This is a genomic window from Chrysiogenes arsenatis DSM 11915 (assembly GCF_000469585.1).
Lineage (GTDB): Bacteria > Chrysiogenota > Chrysiogenetes > Chrysiogenales > Chrysiogenaceae > Chrysiogenes > Chrysiogenes arsenatis.
In genome coordinates, this window is record NZ_AWNK01000011.1 from 104530 (window position 1) to 125357 (window position 20828).

Sequence of the window (20828 nt, forward strand, 5' to 3'; positions counted from 1 at the left end):
TATATGGAAACCGTTTTTATTGCAGGTCTCGCCGGAGCTGGTAAAACCACTGCCGCCGCTGTGTTGGAAGATATCGGGTATTATCGGGTGGATAACATCCCGTTACCGCTGGTAGAAACGGTTATTGAAGAACTTGGTCGGCTAGAGTACGAACGGGTATGTATTGTTATTGGCACCTTGTACGCGGCACAAACGGACACGCTGCAGCAGATTATCGACCATCTTTCCACAAAAGGGATTAGCGTCCGAACCTTGTTGTTAATCGCCGACGAAGATGAAATACTCCGCCGCTACTCCATTACGCGGCGTACTCACCCTTTCCAGGGGGAACTTCACGACGCATTGGCGCGCGAACGGAACTATATTGGTGGCTGGCTGAATGTTTTTGACACCACGCTCGATACGACCGATATGACAATTCATCAACTGAAAGGGCAACTGATAGATCTTTTTGATCCCGAAGGTCAACAGAAGGTGTTGAACATCACCTTTGTGTCGTTCGGTTTTAAGTACGGTATCTACCGCAGCGCTGACAACGTGATTGATGTCCGTTTCCTGCCCAACCCCTATTTTGTCCCTGAATTACGGCAAAAAACGGGATTAGAAAATGAAATTTACCGTTTTGTGATTCTGGATCCGCAAACGCAGGACTTTATCGCCCGCTGGCGCGAGATGTTTGATGCCATGTTTGCTTGGTACGTGCAGGAAGGAAAGGCGTACGCTACGATTGCCTTTGGGTGTACCGGTGGCCGCCATCGCAGCGTTTCGCTTGCTCGCTACTTCAGCCATCACTATTCAGGGATGGAAAAGTACCGTGTTTCTGTCTATCATAGAGATCACCAAAAAGAAAATTCCGTTTAACCGCTGGTCGCGATTGAGTATAAAGGAGAACCACATGATTGGAATTATCATTGCTACCCACGGAAACCTCGCCCGTGAATTACTACAAACCGCTGAATCGATCGTTGGGCCTCAGGAAGGGATTGACTTGCTGAGTATCGACTTTCAGGATGACGTTGACGCTATTTTTAGTAAATACGAAAAAGCGCTCGGTGATATCGATACTGGCAACGGTGTGTTGATATTGACCGATATGTTTGGGGGAACTCCATCGAACATATCACTTTCCTACCTGAACAATCAAAATGTCGAAGTGTTGACGGGTGTCAATCTTCCAATGGTCATTCGTGTTCTGGTGGAACGCTCCGAAGCCACCTCTTCGCATGAACTCGCATCCAAAGCTCGCGAAGAGGGAATTAGTGGAATAGTTCTTGCGTCTGAAATAATGAGGCAGAAAATTGAAGAAATCTAGTTTCATTCGGGTTGATGAGCGGCTCATTCACGGGCAGGTGGTTCACGGCTGGCTCCGTTACCTGAAAGTGAAAGCTATTGTGGTGGTCGATCGCGAGGTGGCACTCGATAAATTGCGGCAACAGATTTATCAGTGCGCCGTTCCGCGCCATATAACGGTTCATTTTGTCCGTCCGGAAGAGTGTGGCGGTTTACTTGATGAAGGCGAAGCGACCCTTTTTCTCTTTAAAAGTATCGATCAAATGGCCGCCGCAATTGCGGCGCACGAAGTGGAAACTATTAACGTGGGCTGTGTCCAAAAAACGGCCAGTCGCACACATAGTTTTGATGCCATATCGATTTCTGATGCGGAACTCGCCCAGCTCACAAACATGAAAAATGCTGGTATGGTAATCACTTTTCAACAAGTCCCAGGAGGGAAAAAATTCACACTTTGATGGAACCCATTCTCCTTACTCTCCTTTTTGCCTGTATCGAGATAGATCGCTACAGCTTTGGTCAGTTTGGCTTTTCGCAGCCATTGATCGGCTGTACGCTGGCAGGTGCTTTGGTGGGAAACTGGGAAATGGGGTTGATGTGTGGCGCGGCAATACAGTTGTTGTGGGTAAGTTTTATCCCAGCAGGAGCCAGTATGTACACGAACGAGTCGGTGGCGGCATCGGCATTTGCCGCATTTGCCGCCTCGCAAATTTCCATCGACGCGACCGGCTTAATGGTCGCGTTTCTCCTGATTTTCCCCCTCACCTTCATGGCGCTATTACTCGATACCCTTGGTCGGAATGCCAATGGCTTTTTTGCTGGCGCGGCGAAATATCACATCACTCAAGGGAACCACGGCATTGCCAGTCGCTTTCACCTTGCTGGTATTGCTATTAACAGCCTCAACGGAATGATCATCGGCTGGGTTGGATTTATGGGTCTTTCGTTTGTGTTCCCCTATATCAACCGCTTAGTGCACCACTTCCAATTTGCTACAGGTCTTGCACTGCAGTGGTATTTATTGCCCGTCATCGGTATTCTCTTTTTGGCACACGATAACTTTCAAAATCGGCGCTCTTTCTACTACTCACTCGCCGGAATAGCCTGTGGCGGTGCAATTATCTGGGGAGGCTGGTTATGAATATTTTTGCATTCGGACGCGTGCTGTGGCGGCTCTTTTTTATTCAATCGTCGTGGAATTTCAATAATATGCAAGGGATTGGCTTTTATCATGCCTCGTGGCCACTGCTGCGCACACTTCGTTTACCTGAAACCACGATCAGAAATTTTGCACGGTACTTTAACACGAACCCGTACCTTGCGGGCATTAGCGTGGGGGTCGCGCTGCATTATGAATACAAGCACGGATCGCATTTAGCGACTGACTATAAGAGCGCATTGTCGAGTTTTCTGGGTGCCGTCGGGGATGGATTTTTTTGGGCGACGTTTCGCCCCGCAATTTTCGCGGTTGGTGTTGTGCTCGCCATGTACGAACCAACGCGGCCATTCGCCTTTTGGATACCGTTAGTGGTGTATGCCTCAGTTACCATTCTTACGCGCATTGTTGGTTTTTTTATGGGATACCATTACGGCATGGAGGTTATTCACCGTTTACGTCCTGACATCCTGCACACCGTGATTGATGGCTTAAAACACTCGCATTACTTTCTGGCTGGTTTACTCACGACGATAGTGCTGCATCGTATTACAGAACAGTTCGAGATGGCTTATGTTGCTCTAGCAGGGGGAATTCTGATCCTAACACTCGCACTATTTCACTTTATGCGGGTAAACCTCTTTGTTATAGTAGCGGCGCTGCTCGTTTTGATACTCGAATTTTTAGGGATTATGCAATGGCCACACACCTGAACACATGTAAGAAGGTAATTAAAATTCAAAATCGCCTTGGTCTCCATGCACGAGCAGCCGCCAAATTGGTAAAAGTGGCCACCGCATGGGATGCCAAACTCACCCTGAGCCACATGGGTCGCAATGTGAACGCCAAGAGTATTCTTGGACTGCTCATGCTGGCCGCTCCGATGGGGAGTGAAGTGGAAATTGTGGCTGAAGGAGTCGATGCGCAAGAGGCGTTAGAAGCCGTGGAGACTTTGTTTAACCAACGCTTTGACGAGGAATAACCTTGGAACAATACCTTGGCTCGTGCATCAGTAACGGTATTTCTATCGGAAAACTGGTGCGGCTTTATGAATATAAAAACGTCATTAAGTCGATTTATATTCTTGCTCATGAAATAGAAGCAGAGCAGCAGCGCTTTACTTTAGCGCGTGAGCGTGCGCGCCGTGAACTTTCCGACTCAATGGACGTGATTGTGAATCTTCTCGGAGAGACACAAAAATTTATTATCGAGCCGCAGATCATGATGCTCGATGATACGTCGTTTGTCGATTCGATTAGCGAGTTGATTCGCGACCAACGCTATTCGCTGGAATATTCCATCCAAAAATTTAATGAAAAAATTCAAACCTCTTTTCAGGAGGTACGCGATGCCTATCTGCGCGAGCGGATGAGCGATGTGTTGGCTGTCACCTCATTGGTATTGAAAAATGCAGCGAAAATTGCTCTGAATGGCGACGACGCCACGGGCTTTGATTCCGTTGGCAATGACGAGCTAAAAGGTGCCATTGTCTATGCCAACGATATTACGCCCAGTGAACTGACGACGTTAATCGCTGGTGGCATTATTGGGGCGGTAACAGCCAATACCTCAAAGTTAAGCCATACGGCTATCCTTTGCAAAAGCATGGAAATACCGCTGATTTCTGGGGTTGAGTTTGGCGAAACCGAAGGGTGTCTGGCGCTCATGGATGGCTTCAAGGGGACGTTTATTATCGACCCGGACGAGAGTACACTCGCTGAATACCGCGCGCGCCAGCGCAATTTGATTCGTTTTAAAGCGCTCCTGATCTCTTCATCGCTGCTCGCCGATCACACCGACGTAGCCCTGTACGGGAACGTAGAAATTCCCGCTGAAGCGATGCACCTACAACAATACAACGCTCGTGGCATCGGACTGCTGCGCAGTGAATTTATGCTCTTACAAATGCAGCGTTATCCTTCGTTTGAAGAGCAGCGGATTTTTTACCGTTCGATACTCGAAAAGAGCAATTTCCTCCCAGCGACGATCCGCACGTTTGATATTGGTTCCGATAAAGTCGCTGACTTTATGGAGATACCCCGCGAAGAAAATCCAGCAATGGGGAATCGCGGCATCCGCTATTCACTTTCCAATCGCGAAGCATTTGTGACGCACCTCAAGGCGATTATTTCGATGTCCGACTGTGCCGAAATTCAGCTTTTACTCCCTATGGTCACCCTTCCTGAAGAGGTAAAAATAGCGTTAAACCTTATTCAGGAAGCCAAGCGGCAGTTAAAGAGCGAAGGATTTACGGTTCCCGAACGCCTTCCGGTTGGTATTATGGTGGAAACTCCCGCCTGTGCACTCAGTATTGGTGCGTTTGCCAAGTACGTCGATTTCCTGAGTATCGGTACGAACGACCTCGTGCAGTATACGATGGCATCCGACCGGACAAGCCGTGGCGTAGGGCAATTATGCAGCCCATTTCACCCTCCCGTGCTTCGCCTATTGGAAATGATTGCCAAGTCAGCCAAACGCTTCAGCCTGCCAGTAAACGTCTGTGGCGAAGCGGCCTCCGATATTTTTTATCTTCCCATTCTACATGGCTTAGGGTACCGTTCCTTCAGCGTTCGTACCCCAGCTATTCCTGAAGTCCATGTCATGCTTTCGAAGATTAGTGGTGCTCAGAGCGAGACCTTGGCGCAGCAGATATTGCAGTGCTGGAATTCAGAACAGGTGATCGCTCACGCTGTAGAATTTGTTCGTCAGGTGATCCCTGCGGAACTTATCGAATACCTTATGGTGGATAAAAAATGTTGAACCATCTCATTGGAAATTACAAACGATTCCCCGTTGCTTTTGCCACAGGCCAGAATGCCCATTTGTACGATACGAATGGCCGTGAGTACATTGATTTACTCGCCGGTATTGCCGTCGTCAATGTGGGTCACTCCAATCCCCACGTGATTAACCGTGTCAAGCAGCAGGCGGATAAACTGGTGCATGTTTCCAACTACTTCCAAATTCCTGAACAGGCGGAACTGGCTGATGCACTGGTGAACATCTCGTTCGAGTCGCAAGCTTTTTTCTGTAACTCAGGAGCCGAAGCAAACGAAGCGGCGGTTAAGTTAGCGCGCCTTTACTCGCGTAATCGTCATGGCGAAGGGCGCTTTAAAATTGTTACTTTGCTTCGCTCCTTCCATGGGCGGACAATGGCAGGGATTTCGGCCACCGGGCAGGAAAAAGTCAAACTTGGCTTTAATCCATTACTCAATGGGTTTGAACACGTAGAACCAAACAATATGGACGCCATGCGCGCCGCGGCCAGTGATGCGGCAGCAATACTGGTTGAACTTGTGCAAGGCGAAAGTGGCGTTCATCCACTGGACTACGAATATGTGCAGCAACTTCGCCAGTTCTGTACCGAAAATGATATTTTGTTAATGTTGGATGAAGTGCAAACTGGCATGGGGCGCACCGGAAAAATGTTTGCTTTTCAAAATTACGACATCGTCCCCGACGTACTCACCCTCGCCAAAGGTTTGGCCAATGGGTTCCCGATTGGGGCAATGCTCGCGCGCGAAGAGTTCGCAAAGCATATGATTCCAGGAACGCATGGTTCGACGTTTGGTGGCAATCCCCTGTGTAGCAGTGCGGCATTAGGCGTACTGGAAGCCTTTGAATCGCAATCCATTCTCGCCGCTATACCGGCACGCGAAGCCATACTGACTGATCAGTGCCGTCTCTGGCAGGCACAAGGGCATATCAAAAGCTTCCGTGGCATGGGACTGATGTACGCACTTGAACTCACCAAAGAGATGGAAGGATTAGTCGGGCGGTGTTTAGAATGCGGGCTGATTATCAATCAAACCGCTCCCGATGTTATTCGTCTGTTACCGCCGCTCACCATCGAAGAAAGTACCCTCGCAGCAGGGTTACATATTCTGGCTGATTGTATAAAGGAACGCCTATGAAAGATTTTATAGCCCTGCGGGACTACTCCCAGGATGAACTGCGAGCCATCCTTGATCTGGCCACTGTGCTCAAGCGTGAGTTACGCGAAGGGTCGGTGAATCACCAGAAGTTGAAAGGAAAAGTGCTGGGGATGATTTTTGAAAAATCATCGACGCGCACCCGTGTTTCGTTTGAGACTGGGATTTTTCAACTTGGTGGCATGGGACTCTTTCTGAGTTCAGCCGACATCCAAATGGGTCGCGGTGAGCCAATTAAAGACACGGCTCAGGTGCTTTCGCGCTATGTCGACGCGATTATGATCCGCACGTTTGCCCATAGCACCGTAGAAGAGTTGGCGCGCCACGCCACGATTCCGGTGATCAATGGACTGAGTGACTTGCTCCATCCCTGTCAGGTGTTGTCTGATATGCTTACGATGATGGAGTATTCCGGCGGAAAAACACTTGATCAGGTAAAAATTGCCTATATTGGCGATGGCAATAACATGGCAAATTCCCTCCTTTACGGAGCGGCAACGGTAGGGTACAACATCGCCGTCGCTTCGCCGAGCGGGTATACCATTCCGGCAGATATTATTCGTGATTGTCAATCTCGGGCAACGAAACTCGGTGTCGATATCGTGCTGGGGGACGATCCTGCCGCAGCGATTAAGGATGCTGATTTTGTCTATACCGATGTTTGGGCGAGTATGGGTCAGGAAAGCGAACAGGCCAAACGGGTTGCCGCTTTTGCCAACTACACCGTAACCGCGGATTTGATGAAACTGGCAAAACCGGACGCGAAGTTCATGCACTGTCTCCCCGCGCACCGCGGCGAAGAGGTCAGCGCTGAAGTCTGCGACGGGCCGCAAAGCATCATCTACGATCAGGCAGAAAACCGGCTGCACGCGCAAAAGGCGGTAATGGTTCACTTGATGGCGTAATTTTGGGTGATAGGTTTTATGGATCAAATATATTTTGCTATGAAACGAGGAAAACATGAGTAAACGTACTGATGTGAAAAAAGTCGTTCTGGCCTACAGTGGCGGGCTCGACACCAGCATTATTCTCAAATGGCTTATGCAAGAGTACGGTTGCGAGGTAGTCACCTTTACGGCCGATATCGGCCAAGAAGAGGAACTGGACAACGTCCGCCCCAAAGCGATTAAAACCGGCGCCTCGAAAGTGTATATCGAAGACCTGCGCGACGAATTCGCGACAGACTTTGTCTATCCGATGATGCGTTCCAGTTGTTTTTATGAAGGGAAATACCTCCTTGGCACCTCTATCGCCCGTCCATTGATTATCAAGGCGATGATGGATGTTGCGGCGAAAGAAAACTGCGATTCGATCAGTCACGGCGCGACTGGCAAAGGGAACGATCAAGTGCGCTTTGAACTTGGCGCGTACCACTTTGATCCATCGATCAAAGTCATCGCTCCGTGGCGCGAATGGGATTTGATGTCGCGTGACGCCCTCGTGGCCTTTGCCAAAAAGCACGATATCGAAATTCCTCCTGCCAAAAAATCACCCTACTCGCGTGACCGCAACCTGCTGCACATCTCGCACGAAGGGAACAATCTGGAAGATCCATGGTGGGAACCAGAAGAAGACATGTACGTGCTGACCGTCTCTCCGGAAAAAGCACCGGACAAGGCAACGTATCTTGAAATTGAATTCAAGCAAGGCAACGCCGTGGCCATTGATGGCCAGGCGATGACGCCGCTGGAAATCTTCCAGTACCTCAATAAAGTTGGCAGCGCCAATGGTGTTGGTCGCCTTGACCTGCTGGAAAATCGCTATGTTGGCATGAAGTCGCGTGGCGTCTACGAAACTCCGGGCGGCACAATTTATCACGTAGCGCACCGCGGCGTCGAAGAAATTACGATGGATCGCGAAGTCATGAATCTGCGCGACAGCCTCCATCCGCGTTATGCCGCAATGGTGTATAACGGCTACTGGTTCTCGCCGGAACGCGAAGCACTGCAAGCGCTGATCGACGAAACGCAAAAAACAGTTAACGGTGTGGCACGGATTAAAATCTACAAAGGGAACGTCGGTGTGGTCGGACGCAAGTCAGATACCGATTCGCTTTACGATGTCATGATTTCGACCTTTGATGACGAAAAGCCCATCTACAATCAGGCGGATGCCGAAGGGTTTATTAAACTCAACGCGCTGCGCCTGAAAACCCGCAGTCTTATTATGAAGCGTAAGGCAGGAAAGTAAGCGTGAGCTTACCGACCATTTCGGCCACCGAGCAAAGCGAAATGATGCGCTACGCGCGCGATGTGATCCGCCAAGGTTTGGGGCATGAAGCCCCGAACGTGGCGGAATATCAACTGCCTGCGTTTCGTTGTTCATTGTTTGTCTCTTTGTATGTGGCGGGAACGCTGCGCGGCATGATGGGAACCATGTTTCCTGATGCCTTAGCGAGCAACCTCGCGAGCATGTCGTTGGCCGCCGCGTATAATGACCCGCGCTTTCGCCGCATGCTTACTCCGCAGGAGCAAGAGAGCTGCACCATCGAAATTACGCTGCTTGATGCGCCGCAAACGGTGACTGCCGATACGATCCTCACCGATCAACACGCTGTGCGGATTACCTGTGGCGAAAATACAGGTATGCTCTTGCCACAGGTTGCGAAAGAGCATGGATGGAATCGCGAAGAATACCTTGGGTATGTTTGTCGCAAAGCGGGTTTAACGGCTGAAAGCTGGCAACAGCCCGGATGCCGAATAGAAGCGTTTCATACAGTTATTCTTCGTTCAGACGTTTAAGTTTATACTCCGAAAGTATTCGGATGAAAATTTGTAGGGATTGAAGGGGAGAGTTATGACAGCAGTGTTTTTTGCTTTGGCATGCGCCATAGCAGGCATTGGTGCCGGTTTGGTGTATGCCGCCCGGATTAACGCCATGCCAACCGGTAATGCGACGATGGTGGAAATTTCCAATGCCATCATGGAAGGGGCTCAGGCCTATTTAGGACGTCAATATCGCACCATTGCGATAGTTGGCGTTGTCGTGGCTATTTTGATGTTTGTCTTCCTTGGGTTTTACGAAGCACTTGGTTTCGTAATCGGTGCGGTTCTGAGTGGACTGGCAGGCGTGCTTGGGATGAATGTGAGTGTACGCGCGAACGTACGGGTAGCGGCTGCGGCCAGCACCAGTATGCAAGCGGCGCACAAAGTAGCTTTCCTTGGTGGGAACGTGACCGGACTTCTGGTTGTCGGACTTGGCCTGCTTGGGGTTGCCGGATACTTCCTCGTACTGATGCAGGTTCACAGTGAAATGGAACACGTGATTACCGCGTTAATCGGACTGGCGTTTGGCTCTTCGCTGATTTCGGTTTTTGCCCGTCTGGGCGGCGGTATTTATACCAAAGCTGCTGACGTTGGGGCTGACCTTGTCGGAAAAGTTGAAGCGGGAATTCCCGAGGATGACCCCCGCAACCCAGCTGTTATTGCTGACAACGTCGGCGATAACGTGGGCGATTGCGCTGGCATGGCGGCTGACCTTTTTGAAACCTATGCCGTTACCGCGATTGCGGCGATGTTGATTGCGGCGATTATGGTGTCACCAGACCTTTCGGTTGTGGCGTACCCCTTAGTCCTTGGCGGAATCAGCATTCTGGGATCGATCCTTGCTTCCTTCTACACCAAACTCAATGGCGAAAACATTATCGGTTCGCTCTATAGATCGCTGGCGATTGCTGGTGGTATCAGTGCGATTCTGTTTTACCCTGCCACTATGTACATGCTGGAAGGGACAGCCGTTACCAACCCATTGAATATTTACATCTGTTCGTTGGTGGGCTTAGTCGTCACCGCGCTCATCTTCTGGATTACCGAATACTACACCTCTACAGAATATGCACCCGTGCGCAAAATTGCCGCGGCCTCGGAAACCGGCCATGCGACGAACATCATTGCCGGTTTGGCCGTTGGTCTTCAGTCAACCGCTCCAGTGATTATTGTTATCGTTGGTGGTATTCTTTCTTCGTACATGCTGGGCGATATCTTTGGCGTGGCGATTGCCGCGATGAGTATGTTGTCGATGTCTGGCATTATCGTTGCCCTTGATGCCTACGGCCCGATCACGGATAACGCTGGTGGTATTGCCGAAATGAGCGAACTCGATGCATCGGTTCGTAACGTTACCGATAAACTCGATGCCGTGGGGAACACCACGAAAGCGGTAACCAAAGGGTATGCGATTGGTTCTGCTGGTCTTGCCGCTATCGTGCTTTTTGCCTCGTACAAAGCCGACCTGAGCCGGATTAAAGGGATCAGCGTTGACTTCCTCTTGTCCGATCCCTTCGTTATTTCGGGCTTGTTTATTGGTGGTTTGATTCCGTTCCTCTTCAGCTCGTACGCATTGGAAGCCGTTGGGAAAACAGCGGGATCAGTTATTGAAGAAGTTCGTCGTCAGTTCCGTAACGATCCGGGCATTATGGCAGGAACATCCAAGCCAGACTATGCGCGGTGTGTTGATATCGTAACCGGCGAAGCGATCAAACAAATGATCATTCCGGCGTTGTTGCCAGTACTGATCCCGATTGCCGTCGTGTTGATCGGGAAAATGCTCCACCCCGATGCCCCCGCAAAAATTCTTGCTGGCGTCTTGATTGGCTGTATCATCACCGGTATTTTCGTAGCGATTTCCCTGTGTAACGGCGGTGGTGCGTGGGATAATGCGAAGAAGTATATTGAAGATGGCCACCACGGTGGTAAAGGTTCCGAAGCGCACAAAGCAGCGGTTACCGGCGATACCGTTGGCGATCCGTACAAAGATACAGCTGGCCCTGCAGTCAACCCCGTTATTAAAATTATCAACATCATGGCACTGCTGCTAATTATGTATCTATAAGCACTTTGTGTAAAACACGATTGATTTAACTCTACTAGGGACATCACGGTATGTGGTGTCCCTAATCGTTCAAGCATGAATTTGTAAAAGACGAAAACTAAGTGAGATTACTCGGAAAAGCACCGCTTCTCACATTGACAGCGGGGCGGGCTTCACGTAAAAAAGCCATTAATTTTCTGGTAACTGCTTTTTCAAACAGCATCTGGCATTGCCTGTCAATTTGCCTTCTGTGTTCCCCCACTCCCTTGGGCGACAACGCAGGAGGCCTTTTCATGTCAAAGGAGCCTCTGATGTTCACGCTGAAAACTCTCCTCAAAACTATCGAATCCCCCAGCGTGGCAGTTCGCGCCGCTGCTCAGGCACGCATCGATAGTCTCGCCAAACCACTCGGAAGCCTTGGTAAACTCGAAGATATTGCTGCCCAAGTCGCCGCTATCAGCGGCACGGTTACCCCAGCGCCACGTAAAAAGTGCACGGTTGTGATGGCCGCCGATCACGGCATTGTGGCGGAAGGAATTGCCTGCGCGCCGCAGCAAGTGACAGCAATTCAGACGATCAACATGCTCAAAAACCTTACTGGCATTTGTGCTCTTAGCGCGGCCAACGGTGCCGATATGCGCGTGGTGAACATCGGCATGAAGCCAGAGGTGTCGCATCCTGGCCTTATCCAGCGTCGGATCCGCCCCGGCACCGCCAATTTTGCGCAAGAACCGGCGATGGAGCGCCACGAAGCCGAGCAGGCGATTCTCGTCGGGGTTGAGATGGTCAAAAATCTGGTGAGTGAAGGGTACAACCTGATCGGCACCGGCGAAATGGGGATTGGCAATACCAGTTGCAGTAGCGCTATTTATATGGCATTCACCGGAGCCAGTGCAGACGATGCGGTTGGCAAAGGGGGCGGCATTACGGACGAAGCGTTGGTGCTCAAAAAGCAGGTGATCAGCGCCGCTCTGGCCAAGCATCAACCAAATCCGCATGATCCGCTCGACGTGCTGGCCAAAGTTGGCGGCTTGGAAGTGGCTGGCATGGCAGGATGCTTTCTGGGAGCAGCGTATTATAAAGTTCCTGTGGTGATCGATGGCTTTATTTCTGCTGCCGCAGCGTTGGTGGCGTATCGCCTGAATCCGCTGGTGCGGGAATATATGATCCCATCGCACCTTTCGCTGGAGCCTGGGTACGCCCATATTATGCGCGAACTGAACGTAGAGCCGGTACTGCATCTTGGTATGCGCCTTGGAGAAGGAACCGGCTGCCCGATGGCCTTCGCCATTGTCGATGCCGCGCTGAGCATGCTAAACACTATGGCGACGTTCGACGAAGCGATGATCAACCGTGACTATCTGGTGGATATACGACCATGAAACAGAGCGAAAAAAAATCCCAGCATGCTATCGTATTGGTGGCAATTGGCGCTACATCTCCTGAGATCCTAGAGCCGATTCTGGCCATGCTGCACGATATACGCACACGCTACCCGCATGTTCCTGTCCGAATGGCCTTTACATCCAACATCATCCGTAGCAAGTGGCACGAACGGGCGGCGGACGGAAACTATCGCCGCGAGCACCCCGCGATTCCTCCGCAGATCTATAACGTGAAAAATGTGCTGGGTGCTTTGGCTGATTTGCAAAACGAAGGGTATCGCGAGATAGTCGTACAACCCGTTTTGATCGTTGATGGCGAGGAATACCGTGATCTTGCAGCGTGCGTGCAAGCGCTGGCCGCTATCAAAACGGACAAACCGCAGCTACAACCCTTTGAAACAATCGGCCTTGGCAAACCGTTGCTGGGTTCCTATGGACATCGCGAACAACTTGATGCTTTAGTGCGGGCGCTGAAGCCCGATGTCGACGCCGCTCGTGCTGCAGGTGCCGCATTGGTTTACATGGGGCACGGCAATGAACATATGGCGCAAGGGGCGTACTACGAGCTGGAAATTTTACTCCAGCGTGAGTATCGCTTCCCGGTGTATATTGGCCTCATGAAAGGGTTGCCTGACTTTGCCGCGGTGCATGAAAAACTGGCGATCGCCGGAACGCGCAAGGTGCTCTTGAAGCCTTTCATGTATATTGCAGGGAACCATGCCCACAACGACATGGCGGGCGACGATGATACGTCATGGCTCACCATGCTTGAGCGCGCCGGATATCAGGTAACGCCCGTGCGAGAAGGTCTTGGCCAGAACCCTGCCGTGCGCGCGATTTTTCTGGAACTGCTGGAGCAGGCTGCGCAAGAAGTGACCATAGAACTGTGAAAGAAGTTATAGTGATAACATGACAAAAGAACTGATTATCGTTGGTGCCGGTTTAGGCGCAAAGTCCATTACCCTTGCGGGAATCGAAGCTATTGAACATGCTGAAGTCGTTCTCTACGACCGGCTGCTGCATCCCGACATACAAAAGTACATTCGGAGCGAAGCCATTGACGTTGGCAAGCGCCCATATCATGCCCACTGCCTGCCTCAGGAAGAGATCAATACCCTGATTATTGAACACCTGCAGCGTGGCAAGCGGGTTGTTCGTCTGAAAGGTGGCGATACCTCTGTGTTTGCTCGTACAGTAGAGGAGGTCGAAGCAGCACGGTCGGTTGGCGCTCGTGTCACCATTATCCCCGGCGTTACCTCGGCATCATCGCTAGCGGCCAGAGTTCAGAGCGCCCTGACGGATCGCCGCACCGTGCCGGGAGTGGTTTTCATTACCGGCCATACGAAGGCAGATGCCCTCGAAACGTGTTACCGCTGGGATGCCCTCGTCGCGCTGAACTTCACCATCGTTGTGTATATGGGGGTGAAAAATATGGCGACCATTCGACATAAATTGTTGGAATACGGCATGTCACCAACCACCCCCGTGCTGATCGGCCAGAGTCTGGAAACTGAGCAAGAGCGGATTTTTACCACCATACTTGATGATGTGCTTGGCTGCATTGCCAGTCACCGGATCAGCCACCCGTCGACTATCGTGATTGGCGAAGTGGCAGCATTCGCTGAGGTGTAATGCGTGAGATAAGGAGAGAAATGCAGAAAGATTGGGAGACCACCCCGGCGCTGCGCGCCACCCCTCCACAGGAGGGGAATGTTTTGGCACAATGCGGGAATACCCATTCTCTTTCGCAGGAGGGGAATGTTTTGGCGCAATACGGGGATACCCATTCTCTTTCACAGGAGGGGAATGTTTTGGCGCAATACGGGGATACCCATTCTCTTTCACAGGAGGGGAATGTTTTGGCACAATGCGGGAATACCCATTTTCTTTTGCAGGAAGGGAATGCTTTGGCACTACCTGTTGGGGTCGACCCCTCTCTAGCGACGGGGGATCAGGCAACGTGTGTGGTTGAAAAATTCTCCTCTTCGGCAGGGTGTCAGACGAAACATGTGTCTGGAAATTCCCCTCCTGTGGAGGGGTGTCAGGCGAAGCCTGACGGGGTGGTTCCCCGCAGCACCACAACGTTTATGTCCCTTCCCTACAATCCCGCTCTTTGCAACCGTGCCCGCCAACTTCGTAAAGCCGGTGTATTACATGAAGTATTGTTGTGGCAACAACTCAAGAAAAAACAATTCCATGGACTCGACTTTGACCGGCAAAAAATCATTGGCAACTATATAGTGGACTTTTTTTGTGCCAGCAAATCACTGGTAATCGAAATCGATGGCAGCAGTCATAATGGCAAAGTGGAATATGATAAACGGCGCGACGCGTATTTAGAGTCGCTTGGCTTGTGTGTTGTGCATATTCAGGCAGCGGATGTGCTGCAAAATATGGAAGGAGTGATGCGGTATTTGGAAACCACCCCGGCGCTGCGCGCCACCCCTCCACTGGAGGGGAATTTCTAGGCAAAAACGGCTTAGACTCGCAAATCCCCTCCACCAAGAAAGTTTTGCGCGAAATATCTGCTTAAAACTACCTTCTCGCGAAGGAGTTTCAGGTGGAATATGCATTTGGAAACTCCCCTCCCTATAGAGGGTTTCGGACAAAATATGCATTTGTAAATTCCCCTCCAGTGGAGGGGTGTCAGGCGAAGCCTGACGGGGTGGTTCTTCCCTCCCTCCCCACGTACAGCATCATTATTAGGAGTTCCCATGTCATCCCTAACTCTCATTACCGGCGGTGTCGGCAGCGGAAAAACCCATCACGCGCTCACGCTTGCGGCTCCAGCGTCACGCAAAGCATACATTGCTACAGCGCCAACCAATCTTGATACCGAAATGGACGCCAAAATCCGCGCCCACCAAGAGGAGCGCGACGAAACCTACACCACCATCGAAGAGCAAATTGATCTGGCGAAGGCTTACCAGCGCGCTTTAGCTCTCCCCTGCGATACTATCCTTATCGACTGCCTCACCCTCTGGGCGAGCAATCTGATTTTCACCAACACAGCACCGGAAGCGCCATTAGAGCAATTTTTAACGCAACTTACCACCGCGCCATGCCGTACGATCATTGTTACCAACGAAGTATCGCTCGGTGTTATTCCACCCGACACCATGACGCGGAGCTACTGCAAACTGCTGGCGCGTATCAATCGTCGCATGGCTACTATAGCCGATGAAGTGCTGCTGATGGTCAGCGGCATCCCTGTTATGGTGAAAGGAGTTCGCTGAAATGGGTGGATTCTTCAGTGCCCTCGGTTTTCTGACCATTCTGCGCATCGGTTCCGGCACGTTTCAGGGAGCAACTGCGGCCACATCTTTTGGTTGGGTTGGGCTGATTGTCGGCGCCGGATTAGCGTTGGTGCATTGGATAGTTCCAGTCGCCATCGCACCAATGGTGATGGTACTCTACCTCGTGATTATCACCGGAGCACTCCATTTAGACGGTTTGTGCGACAGCGCCGATGCCCTTTTTTCTCACCGTGAGCGCGAACGAAAACTCGAAATCATGAAAGATGTTCACGCTGGGACGATGGGGATTGTGGCGATCGTACTCGTACTGGGCGCAAAAGGGATGGCGTTCGCGCACCTCAGCAATATCGCGCTTTTGATACTCATCCCAGCACTTTCCCGCTTCGGCATGGCTGTTGCCATGCAACGCCTTCCGTACGCGCGACAAGAAGGATTGGCAAAGCCATTTTTTGGCACTTCGTATGTGGGATTGGTTATTCCCGGAGCGGTGTTACTGGTTCTGGCCTTCTTCATGCTCTCTTTCGAAATGTTTTTCGGCATTATGAGTGTCTATGTCGTTTTTCTCGCTCTTATCCTGTGGTGGTATCGGCAGATGATAGGTGGGGTAACAGGTGACATGCTCGGTGCACTGTGCGAAGCGTGCGAGGCGGTGCTGTTTCTGGCAGCCGTAGTGCTTGGCGGATAATAGAAAAAGAAGGAATATGCGTATGCGTTTAGCCGCTCCGTCATTTATCATCTCCGCAAGTCGCATCGAAAATGTCTGCTATCTTCATGGCAAGGTGGACGAAGTCGAACTGCTCTACTTTTGTAGCCAACAACCAGAAGATCTGCCCGACACGGACGAAGTTGCCGCACTAGCGCGCGAACCAATGCGCTATAACATCCATATGCCATACGACCGCGACCTTGCAGTAGTGGAATCATGGCAGGCAATGGAACCTTTTGCCACGCGCTTACAACCAGTAAACGCCACCACGCATACCTTCCATTTACAGCCGCAACCCGATTTCTTCCGGCACTTGGAACACTTTATCCACGCAACACAACTCCCAATCAGCGTGGAAAACGGCGGCGACGACGCCCACCTGTTCAGCGCAGCCACCGCGCTCCCCGTCGATTTTTGTGTCGATATCGGCCATATTATCCACCATAAACGCGATGCCGCAGCGATACTCGCGAAACACAGCGAACGGATAACCCTGCTGCACCTGCACGGCAGCAACGGACAGCGCGACCACCGCAGCCTGAAGTTTGTTGATATCGGTGTATTGCGCATGGTCAAGCAGTTTGCCGTAGAGCAGGACGTAACGATTTGTTTGGAGATTTTTCAGGAAGATGCCCTGCACGAATCAATTCAAATCATGCGGGACGTGTGATAAACCGTTTGCAGTTAAAATGATTGCGGGTAAAGTGACATGTAGACACGGATCATATTGCAGGAGTCGCGATGAAGCTCGTGTATTATCCATTTTTGTTCAATATCAATGCCAAACGACTCCTGTTTATCGGGGGCGGTCAGGTGGCGGAGCGTAAAATAAACGTGTTGCTGCCGATGGCACCTTCTATCCGCGTCATCGCTCCCCGCATCAGCGACGTATTGCGCGCGTTAGCAGAGGCAGGCGCTATTGAAGTCGTGGAGCGCGAAGCCAGCGAAAGCGACCTGGAACAGTGCGATTTTATTTTTTTATGCACCGATCAGCGCGAATGCAACGCTTTGTTCGCGGCACGGGCAAAGGCGCTTCGCATCCCCGTCAATGTGGCCGACAATCCTGACGCGTGCGATTTTCATCTTCCGGCTGTTTGTATTGATCCGGCGACTTCGGTGGTGGTTTCGGTGTCGACACAAGGGAAAAACCCCTCGTTGGCGCGGCAAGTACGCGACCGTATCCGCGAATTTTTTCAACAAAGGTTGTTACCATGAAGGGTATTTTGATCGGCAGCATGTCGCAGGTGAAGTTGTTTATTACGGTGTTTTGTGTGGTGCTTTTGGCGCGGACGACGGTGTTGGCCTGTGCAACCTGCAGCGCCGTCGAAGGATTGGTGCTTCCCAAAATAGATCTGCGTATCGAAGAACACCATCTGCGCGCCATCACCATTGAATGGGAATTTGCAGCGTCTTTTACCGATAGCCTGCGCGCCTTTGCCAGCGGCCCACTTGACGATCCGGCAGTGCAACAGGAACTACTGGATGCGATGGAAATCGACATGCGTCCGAATGGATATTTTACCCACCTCACCATCAATGGTCGACACTATCCCCTGACAAAGATAGAAGATCGCGCGTTCCGCTTCCGCGATACCGTCACCTCGTTTGTGTACCGCATCGACCTCAATCAGCCCGTTCACGATCAACTGGCTTTGACCCTCGGCTTTGCCGATCCCAACCGCTTTCTGAGCTTCTTTCTCTCTGGACATGCACTGACACACAACGCGCCGTATGAATATGGTGTTGAGCATAACCTGCTGGATTTCCCCGAAACACTTGAACTCCGGCTTGGCCCCAGCGTGCCACGCCAACAGCTGTTTGCTGAAACAGGCGATGCACTTCCCCCAGTAGCCCCAACGCTGTCAACGTCCGATTCATCATGGCAGGAATGGCTGCGTCAAGCACTCCGCACGCTGACAGAATCGATTCGGCTGCGCCTCGAAACCGTACAAGCAGAAGGGAGCGTCGCCGCATTTGTCGGATTACTCCTCTTTTCGCTGCTGTACGGCATGTTGCATGCCCTTGGCCCTGGACATGGCAAAACGCTCGTCGCGTCCTATTTCCTGACACACGAGCGCGATCACAAACGTGCTGCGCTCATGGCACTTGGCATTGGAACCGTGCATGTGCTTTCCGCCCTTGGGTTGACGCTGGCTATTCTGTACATCGTTCAGCGAATTTTGGCGAGCACCGTCCAGCAAGCAGGGAGCCTGCTGACCATTATTTCGGGAGTATTGGTTCTTCTGATTGCACTCCGCCTTGTGGTGCAAAAAATTCAACACCGTCGCGCACACAATGCTGCCACCGTTTCGGCATGCGGGTGTAGCGCTTGCCATGCACATCACAAAGGGGCACACACCGACTGGATGTTGGTGCTTTCGGCAGGCATCGTCCCATGCCCAGGAACCGTAACCATATTTCTTTTCACCTTTTCGATGGGAATGTACCTAACAGGATTTTTGGCAGCGCTCTTGATGAGCATCGGCATGGGAGTTGTGTTGTTCGCTTCGGCGGCGCTCACCATTTCGCTACGCCAAAAAGCAACCCCATTCGCCACCGTTGCGGCGGTACTGGAGTATGGGAGCATTGTGGTGATTTTCGCACTGGGACTCGCGCTGCTATTTGCAGGGTGAAATACGTGGCGCTCACTTCAAAGTAGGCTTAAAATGGATGTCTGATCATTTATTTTTCATACCCAAGCACTGAGTTCCAAAAGTGAAAGCTCGGATATGCTTTTCATAACGGCTTTCCAGCTCTTCGTGGTCGTGTACGATTCATCAGCAACGACTCCTTTTCTTCAGGGGGATACTGTTCAATAGCTTTTTGCAGGAGCGCCTGCAGCTCCGGTAAAAAAAAGTAGCGAGGGTTGAACTCAAAAACACGAGTACGTCCAACACAATGAGAGACCAAGAGGCCATCTTGCTCTAAGGCATTGAGAATTTTCTGAATGCTGTTGAGTGATATTTTCCGCATAACGTGCGATCTCACGTGCGTACCCAGTTTTTCGTGCTAGGAGAAACATGAGCACTTTCTCTTTTGATCGTGTTCCCAGAATAGGCTCTAACATGTCGACCTCGCAACAGACTTGACCTGCCCGCACAAATGGCGCGACTTCTGAAATCCTTCATGGCCGGAACTCAGAAAGGCTACGCCAAGATCTGTGAAAAATGCGGAGGCATTATGGACTACAAAGAAAATTGCGCCACATGCCGCGACTGCGGTGAAAGCGAGTGTGGAGGATGAGATCAGCGCAAGTGAAAATCTAAAAAACACAACAACAACACAAAGAAACCTCGCATATAGCGAGGCTTCTTTGTGCTAACCACGATTTTTATAGTGCATGTTACCTACTAAGGCGGAATTAATGGGTCTGTCAATAATTTTGTGTAAGTAGCGGAAGACATCAATTTTGCATTGGCACCCTCCCCTCAAAGAAAATACAGAACTGATTAAGAGCCGCTTTCGGGTCTGTCAATAATTTTGTGTAAGTAGCGGAAGACATCAATTTTGCATTGGCACCCTCCCCTCAAAGAAAATACAGAACTGATTAAGAGCCGCTTTCCAGTCTCTGATCGGCATTGTCCACTTCTTTGAAATATTGCGTAACGCCATATAAAAGAGCTTGAATATTGCTTCGTCGTCGGGAAATGCTCCACGGTTCTTGGTTACCTTGCGCAGCGAGTGGTTTAATGATTCAATGGCATTGGTGGTGTAGATTGCCTTTCTGATATCGGGCGGATAGTTGAAAAATGGGATTATTCGCTCCCAGTTGCGGCGCCATGATTGGCTGACCATTGGATGAGTGGCATCCCATTTTGTTTCAAATTGTTCAAGATTCCTCCGCGCCTGCTCTTCTGTTGGCGCGGCATAAATTTCTTTCAAGTCGGCGGCCATCTGTTTGCGCTCTTTCCATGCCACAAAATTCAAGCTATGTCTGACCATATGCACAATGCAGGTTTGCACTTGGGTGTTCGGATAAGCGGCTTCTATAGCTTCTGGGAACCCTTTTAAGCCGTCAACGCAAGCTATGAAAATATCCTTAACTCCACGGTTTTGTAGTCCGTTAAGAATACTAAGCCAGAACTTTGCCCCTTCATTTTCCGCGATCCACATGCCAAGAACTTCCTTTTGTCCCTCCATGGTGACAGCCAACGCGAGATACACTGCTTTGTTGATAATGTGTCCGCCTTGTCTCCCTTTCACCCTGATAGCATCCAGATAAACAATGGGGTAAACTTCATCAAGGGGACGGTTTTGCCATGATTTCACATCGTCAATCACAGCATCGGTACT

General features: G+C 50.9%; 23 protein-coding genes. 21 read left to right on the forward strand and 2 right to left on the reverse strand.

Going from position 1 to position 20828, the window contains the following annotated elements:
• Window positions 1-3: 3 nt before the first annotated feature.
• The 21 genes from rapZ (at window position 4) to P304_RS0109585 (ending at window position 19168) form a co-directional block, all read left to right on the forward strand.
• Window positions 4-861, forward strand: coding sequence for an RNase adapter RapZ (gene rapZ, locus P304_RS0109485; protein WP_027390354.1), 858 nt, complete (start codon window positions 4-6; stop codon window positions 859-861).
• Between the two features lie 34 nt (window positions 862-895).
• Window positions 896-1312, forward strand: coding sequence for a PTS sugar transporter subunit IIA (locus tag P304_RS0109490; protein WP_027390355.1), 417 nt, complete (start codon window positions 896-898; stop codon window positions 1310-1312).
• On the forward strand, window positions 1299-1748 hold the full coding sequence (locus tag P304_RS16270) for a PTS sugar transporter subunit IIB (RefSeq protein ID WP_051321574.1): 450 nt from the start codon (window positions 1299-1301) through the stop codon (window positions 1746-1748). Before P304_RS0109490 ends, P304_RS16270 begins: the two co-directional genes overlap by 14 nt.
• Window positions 1748-2431, forward strand: a complete 684-nt coding sequence (locus tag P304_RS0109500; protein WP_027390356.1) for a PTS sugar transporter subunit IIC — start codon at window positions 1748-1750, stop codon at window positions 2429-2431. Before P304_RS16270 ends, P304_RS0109500 begins: the two co-directional genes overlap by 1 nt.
• The gene (locus tag P304_RS16275; protein WP_051321575.1) at window positions 2428-3159 is read left to right on the forward strand and encodes a PTS system mannose/fructose/sorbose family transporter subunit IID; all 732 of its coding nucleotides are present in this window, start codon (window positions 2428-2430) and stop codon (window positions 3157-3159) included. Before P304_RS0109500 ends, P304_RS16275 begins: the two co-directional genes overlap by 4 nt.
• Window positions 3144-3428: an HPr family phosphocarrier protein gene (locus P304_RS0109510; RefSeq protein WP_034765009.1), complete on the forward strand. Its 285-nt coding sequence runs from the start codon at window positions 3144-3146 to the stop codon at window positions 3426-3428. Before P304_RS16275 ends, P304_RS0109510 begins: the two co-directional genes overlap by 16 nt.
• A 2-nt stretch (window positions 3429-3430) precedes the next feature.
• Window positions 3431-5206 carry a phosphoenolpyruvate--protein phosphotransferase gene (gene ptsP, locus P304_RS0109515; protein ID WP_027390358.1) on the forward strand — a complete coding sequence of 592 codons (1776 nt, stop codon included), beginning with the start codon at window positions 3431-3433 and terminating at the stop codon, window positions 5204-5206.
• The gene (locus tag P304_RS0109520; protein ID WP_027390359.1) at window positions 5200-6360 is read left to right on the forward strand and encodes an aspartate aminotransferase family protein; all 1161 of its coding nucleotides are present in this window, start codon (window positions 5200-5202) and stop codon (window positions 6358-6360) included. Before ptsP ends, P304_RS0109520 begins: the two co-directional genes overlap by 7 nt.
• A complete protein-coding gene (gene argF, locus P304_RS0109525) occupies window positions 6357-7283 on the forward strand; it encodes an ornithine carbamoyltransferase (RefSeq protein ID WP_051321576.1) in 927 nt (308 codons plus the stop codon). Before P304_RS0109520 ends, argF begins: the two co-directional genes overlap by 4 nt.
• A 55-nt stretch (window positions 7284-7338) precedes the next feature.
• Window positions 7339-8568 (forward strand): argininosuccinate synthase, encoded by a 1230-nt coding sequence (locus P304_RS0109530; RefSeq protein ID WP_027390360.1) that lies wholly within the window; start codon window positions 7339-7341, stop codon window positions 8566-8568.
• Window positions 8569-8570: 2 nt separating this feature from the next.
• On the forward strand, window positions 8571-9119 hold the full coding sequence (amrA, locus tag P304_RS14965) for an AmmeMemoRadiSam system protein A (RefSeq protein ID WP_051321577.1): 549 nt from the start codon (window positions 8571-8573) through the stop codon (window positions 9117-9119).
• Between the two features lie 55 nt (window positions 9120-9174).
• On the forward strand, window positions 9175-11208 hold the full coding sequence (locus P304_RS0109540) for a sodium-translocating pyrophosphatase (RefSeq protein WP_027390361.1): 2034 nt from the start codon (window positions 9175-9177) through the stop codon (window positions 11206-11208).
• 290 nt (window positions 11209-11498) lie between these two features.
• Window positions 11499-12569: a nicotinate-nucleotide--dimethylbenzimidazole phosphoribosyltransferase gene (cobT, locus tag P304_RS0109545; RefSeq protein WP_027390362.1), complete on the forward strand. Its 1071-nt coding sequence runs from the start codon at window positions 11499-11501 to the stop codon at window positions 12567-12569.
• Window positions 12566-13462 carry a sirohydrochlorin cobaltochelatase gene (locus tag P304_RS14970; RefSeq protein ID WP_034765013.1) on the forward strand — a complete coding sequence of 299 codons (897 nt, stop codon included), beginning with the start codon at window positions 12566-12568 and terminating at the stop codon, window positions 13460-13462. The genes cobT and P304_RS14970 overlap by 4 nt, the downstream gene beginning before the upstream one ends.
• Window positions 13463-13481: 19 nt before the next feature.
• Entirely contained in the window at window positions 13482-14204 is a 723-nt protein-coding gene (cobA, locus tag P304_RS0109555) for a uroporphyrinogen-III C-methyltransferase (RefSeq protein WP_027390363.1), read from the forward strand.
• A 455-nt stretch (window positions 14205-14659) separates the two neighbouring features.
• The gene (locus tag P304_RS17620) at window positions 14660-15040 is read left to right on the forward strand and encodes a DUF559 domain-containing protein (protein WP_027390364.1); all 381 of its coding nucleotides are present in this window, start codon (window positions 14660-14662) and stop codon (window positions 15038-15040) included.
• 246 nt (window positions 15041-15286) lie between these two features.
• Window positions 15287-15808 carry a bifunctional adenosylcobinamide kinase/adenosylcobinamide-phosphate guanylyltransferase gene (locus P304_RS0109565; RefSeq protein ID WP_027390365.1) on the forward strand — a complete coding sequence of 174 codons (522 nt, stop codon included), beginning with the start codon at window positions 15287-15289 and terminating at the stop codon, window positions 15806-15808.
• A gap of 1 nt (window position 15809) precedes the next feature.
• Window positions 15810-16514 (forward strand): adenosylcobinamide-GDP ribazoletransferase, encoded by a 705-nt coding sequence (locus P304_RS14975; protein ID WP_051321578.1) that lies wholly within the window; start codon window positions 15810-15812, stop codon window positions 16512-16514.
• Between the two features lie 22 nt (window positions 16515-16536).
• Window positions 16537-17205: a cobamide remodeling phosphodiesterase CbiR gene (gene cbiR, locus P304_RS0109575; protein ID WP_027390366.1), complete on the forward strand. Its 669-nt coding sequence runs from the start codon at window positions 16537-16539 to the stop codon at window positions 17203-17205.
• Window positions 17206-17276: 71 nt separating this feature from the next.
• Window positions 17277-17750: a precorrin-2 dehydrogenase/sirohydrochlorin ferrochelatase family protein gene (locus P304_RS0109580; RefSeq protein WP_027390367.1), complete on the forward strand. Its 474-nt coding sequence runs from the start codon at window positions 17277-17279 to the stop codon at window positions 17748-17750.
• Window positions 17747-19168 (forward strand): nickel/cobalt transporter, encoded by a 1422-nt coding sequence (locus tag P304_RS0109585; RefSeq protein WP_027390368.1) that lies wholly within the window; start codon window positions 17747-17749, stop codon window positions 19166-19168. The genes P304_RS0109580 and P304_RS0109585 overlap by 4 nt, the downstream gene beginning before the upstream one ends.
• 103 nt (window positions 19169-19271) lie before the next feature.
• Here P304_RS0109585 and P304_RS17365 read toward each other — a convergent pair whose 3' ends face one another.
• Together P304_RS17365 and P304_RS14985 are read right to left on the reverse strand one after the other, a co-directional pair.
• A complete protein-coding gene (locus tag P304_RS17365; RefSeq protein WP_236613333.1) occupies window positions 19272-19508 on the reverse strand; it encodes a hypothetical protein in 237 nt (78 codons plus the stop codon).
• 528 nt (window positions 19509-20036) lie between these two features.
• A partial coding sequence (locus tag P304_RS14985) for an IS256 family transposase (protein WP_034765072.1) occupies window positions 20037-20828 on the reverse strand: 792 nt, incomplete at its 5' end.

Bases quoted from the DNA above. Each gene is read 5' to 3' on its own strand.
- rapZ (WP_027390354.1), top strand. From the start codon at position 4: ATGGAAACCGTTTTTATTGCAGGTCTCGCCGGAGCTGGTAAAACCACT.
- P304_RS0109490 (WP_027390355.1), top strand. From the start codon at position 896: ATGATTGGAATTATCATTGCTACCCACGGAAACCTCGCCCGTGAATTA.
- P304_RS0109500 (WP_027390356.1), top strand. From the start codon at position 1,748: ATGGAACCCATTCTCCTTACTCTCCTTTTTGCCTGTATCGAGATAGAT.
- P304_RS16275 (WP_051321575.1), top strand. From the start codon at position 2,428: ATGAATATTTTTGCATTCGGACGCGTGCTGTGGCGGCTCTTTTTTATT.
- P304_RS0109510 (WP_034765009.1), top strand. From the start codon at position 3,144: ATGGCCACACACCTGAACACATGTAAGAAGGTAATTAAAATTCAAAAT.
- P304_RS0109520 (WP_027390359.1), top strand. From the start codon at position 5,200: ATGTTGAACCATCTCATTGGAAATTACAAACGATTCCCCGTTGCTTTT.
- argF (WP_051321576.1), top strand. From the start codon at position 6,357: ATGAAAGATTTTATAGCCCTGCGGGACTACTCCCAGGATGAACTGCGA.
- P304_RS0109530 (WP_027390360.1), top strand. From the start codon at position 7,339: ATGAGTAAACGTACTGATGTGAAAAAAGTCGTTCTGGCCTACAGTGGC.
- P304_RS0109540 (WP_027390361.1), top strand. From the start codon at position 9,175: ATGACAGCAGTGTTTTTTGCTTTGGCATGCGCCATAGCAGGCATTGGT.
- cobT (WP_027390362.1), top strand. From the start codon at position 11,499: ATGTTCACGCTGAAAACTCTCCTCAAAACTATCGAATCCCCCAGCGTG.
- P304_RS14970 (WP_034765013.1), top strand. From the start codon at position 12,566: ATGAAACAGAGCGAAAAAAAATCCCAGCATGCTATCGTATTGGTGGCA.
- cobA (WP_027390363.1), top strand. From the start codon at position 13,482: ATGACAAAAGAACTGATTATCGTTGGTGCCGGTTTAGGCGCAAAGTCC.
- P304_RS17620 (WP_027390364.1), top strand. From the start codon at position 14,660: ATGTCCCTTCCCTACAATCCCGCTCTTTGCAACCGTGCCCGCCAACTT.
- P304_RS0109565 (WP_027390365.1), top strand. From the start codon at position 15,287: ATGTCATCCCTAACTCTCATTACCGGCGGTGTCGGCAGCGGAAAAACC.
- P304_RS14975 (WP_051321578.1), top strand. From the start codon at position 15,810: ATGGGTGGATTCTTCAGTGCCCTCGGTTTTCTGACCATTCTGCGCATC.
- cbiR (WP_027390366.1), top strand. From the start codon at position 16,537: ATGCGTTTAGCCGCTCCGTCATTTATCATCTCCGCAAGTCGCATCGAA.
- P304_RS0109580 (WP_027390367.1), top strand. From the start codon at position 17,277: ATGAAGCTCGTGTATTATCCATTTTTGTTCAATATCAATGCCAAACGA.
- P304_RS0109585 (WP_027390368.1), top strand. From the start codon at position 17,747: ATGAAGGGTATTTTGATCGGCAGCATGTCGCAGGTGAAGTTGTTTATT.
- P304_RS17365 (WP_236613333.1), bottom strand. From the start codon at position 19,508: ATGCGGAAAATATCACTCAACAGCATTCAGAAAATTCTCAATGCCTTA.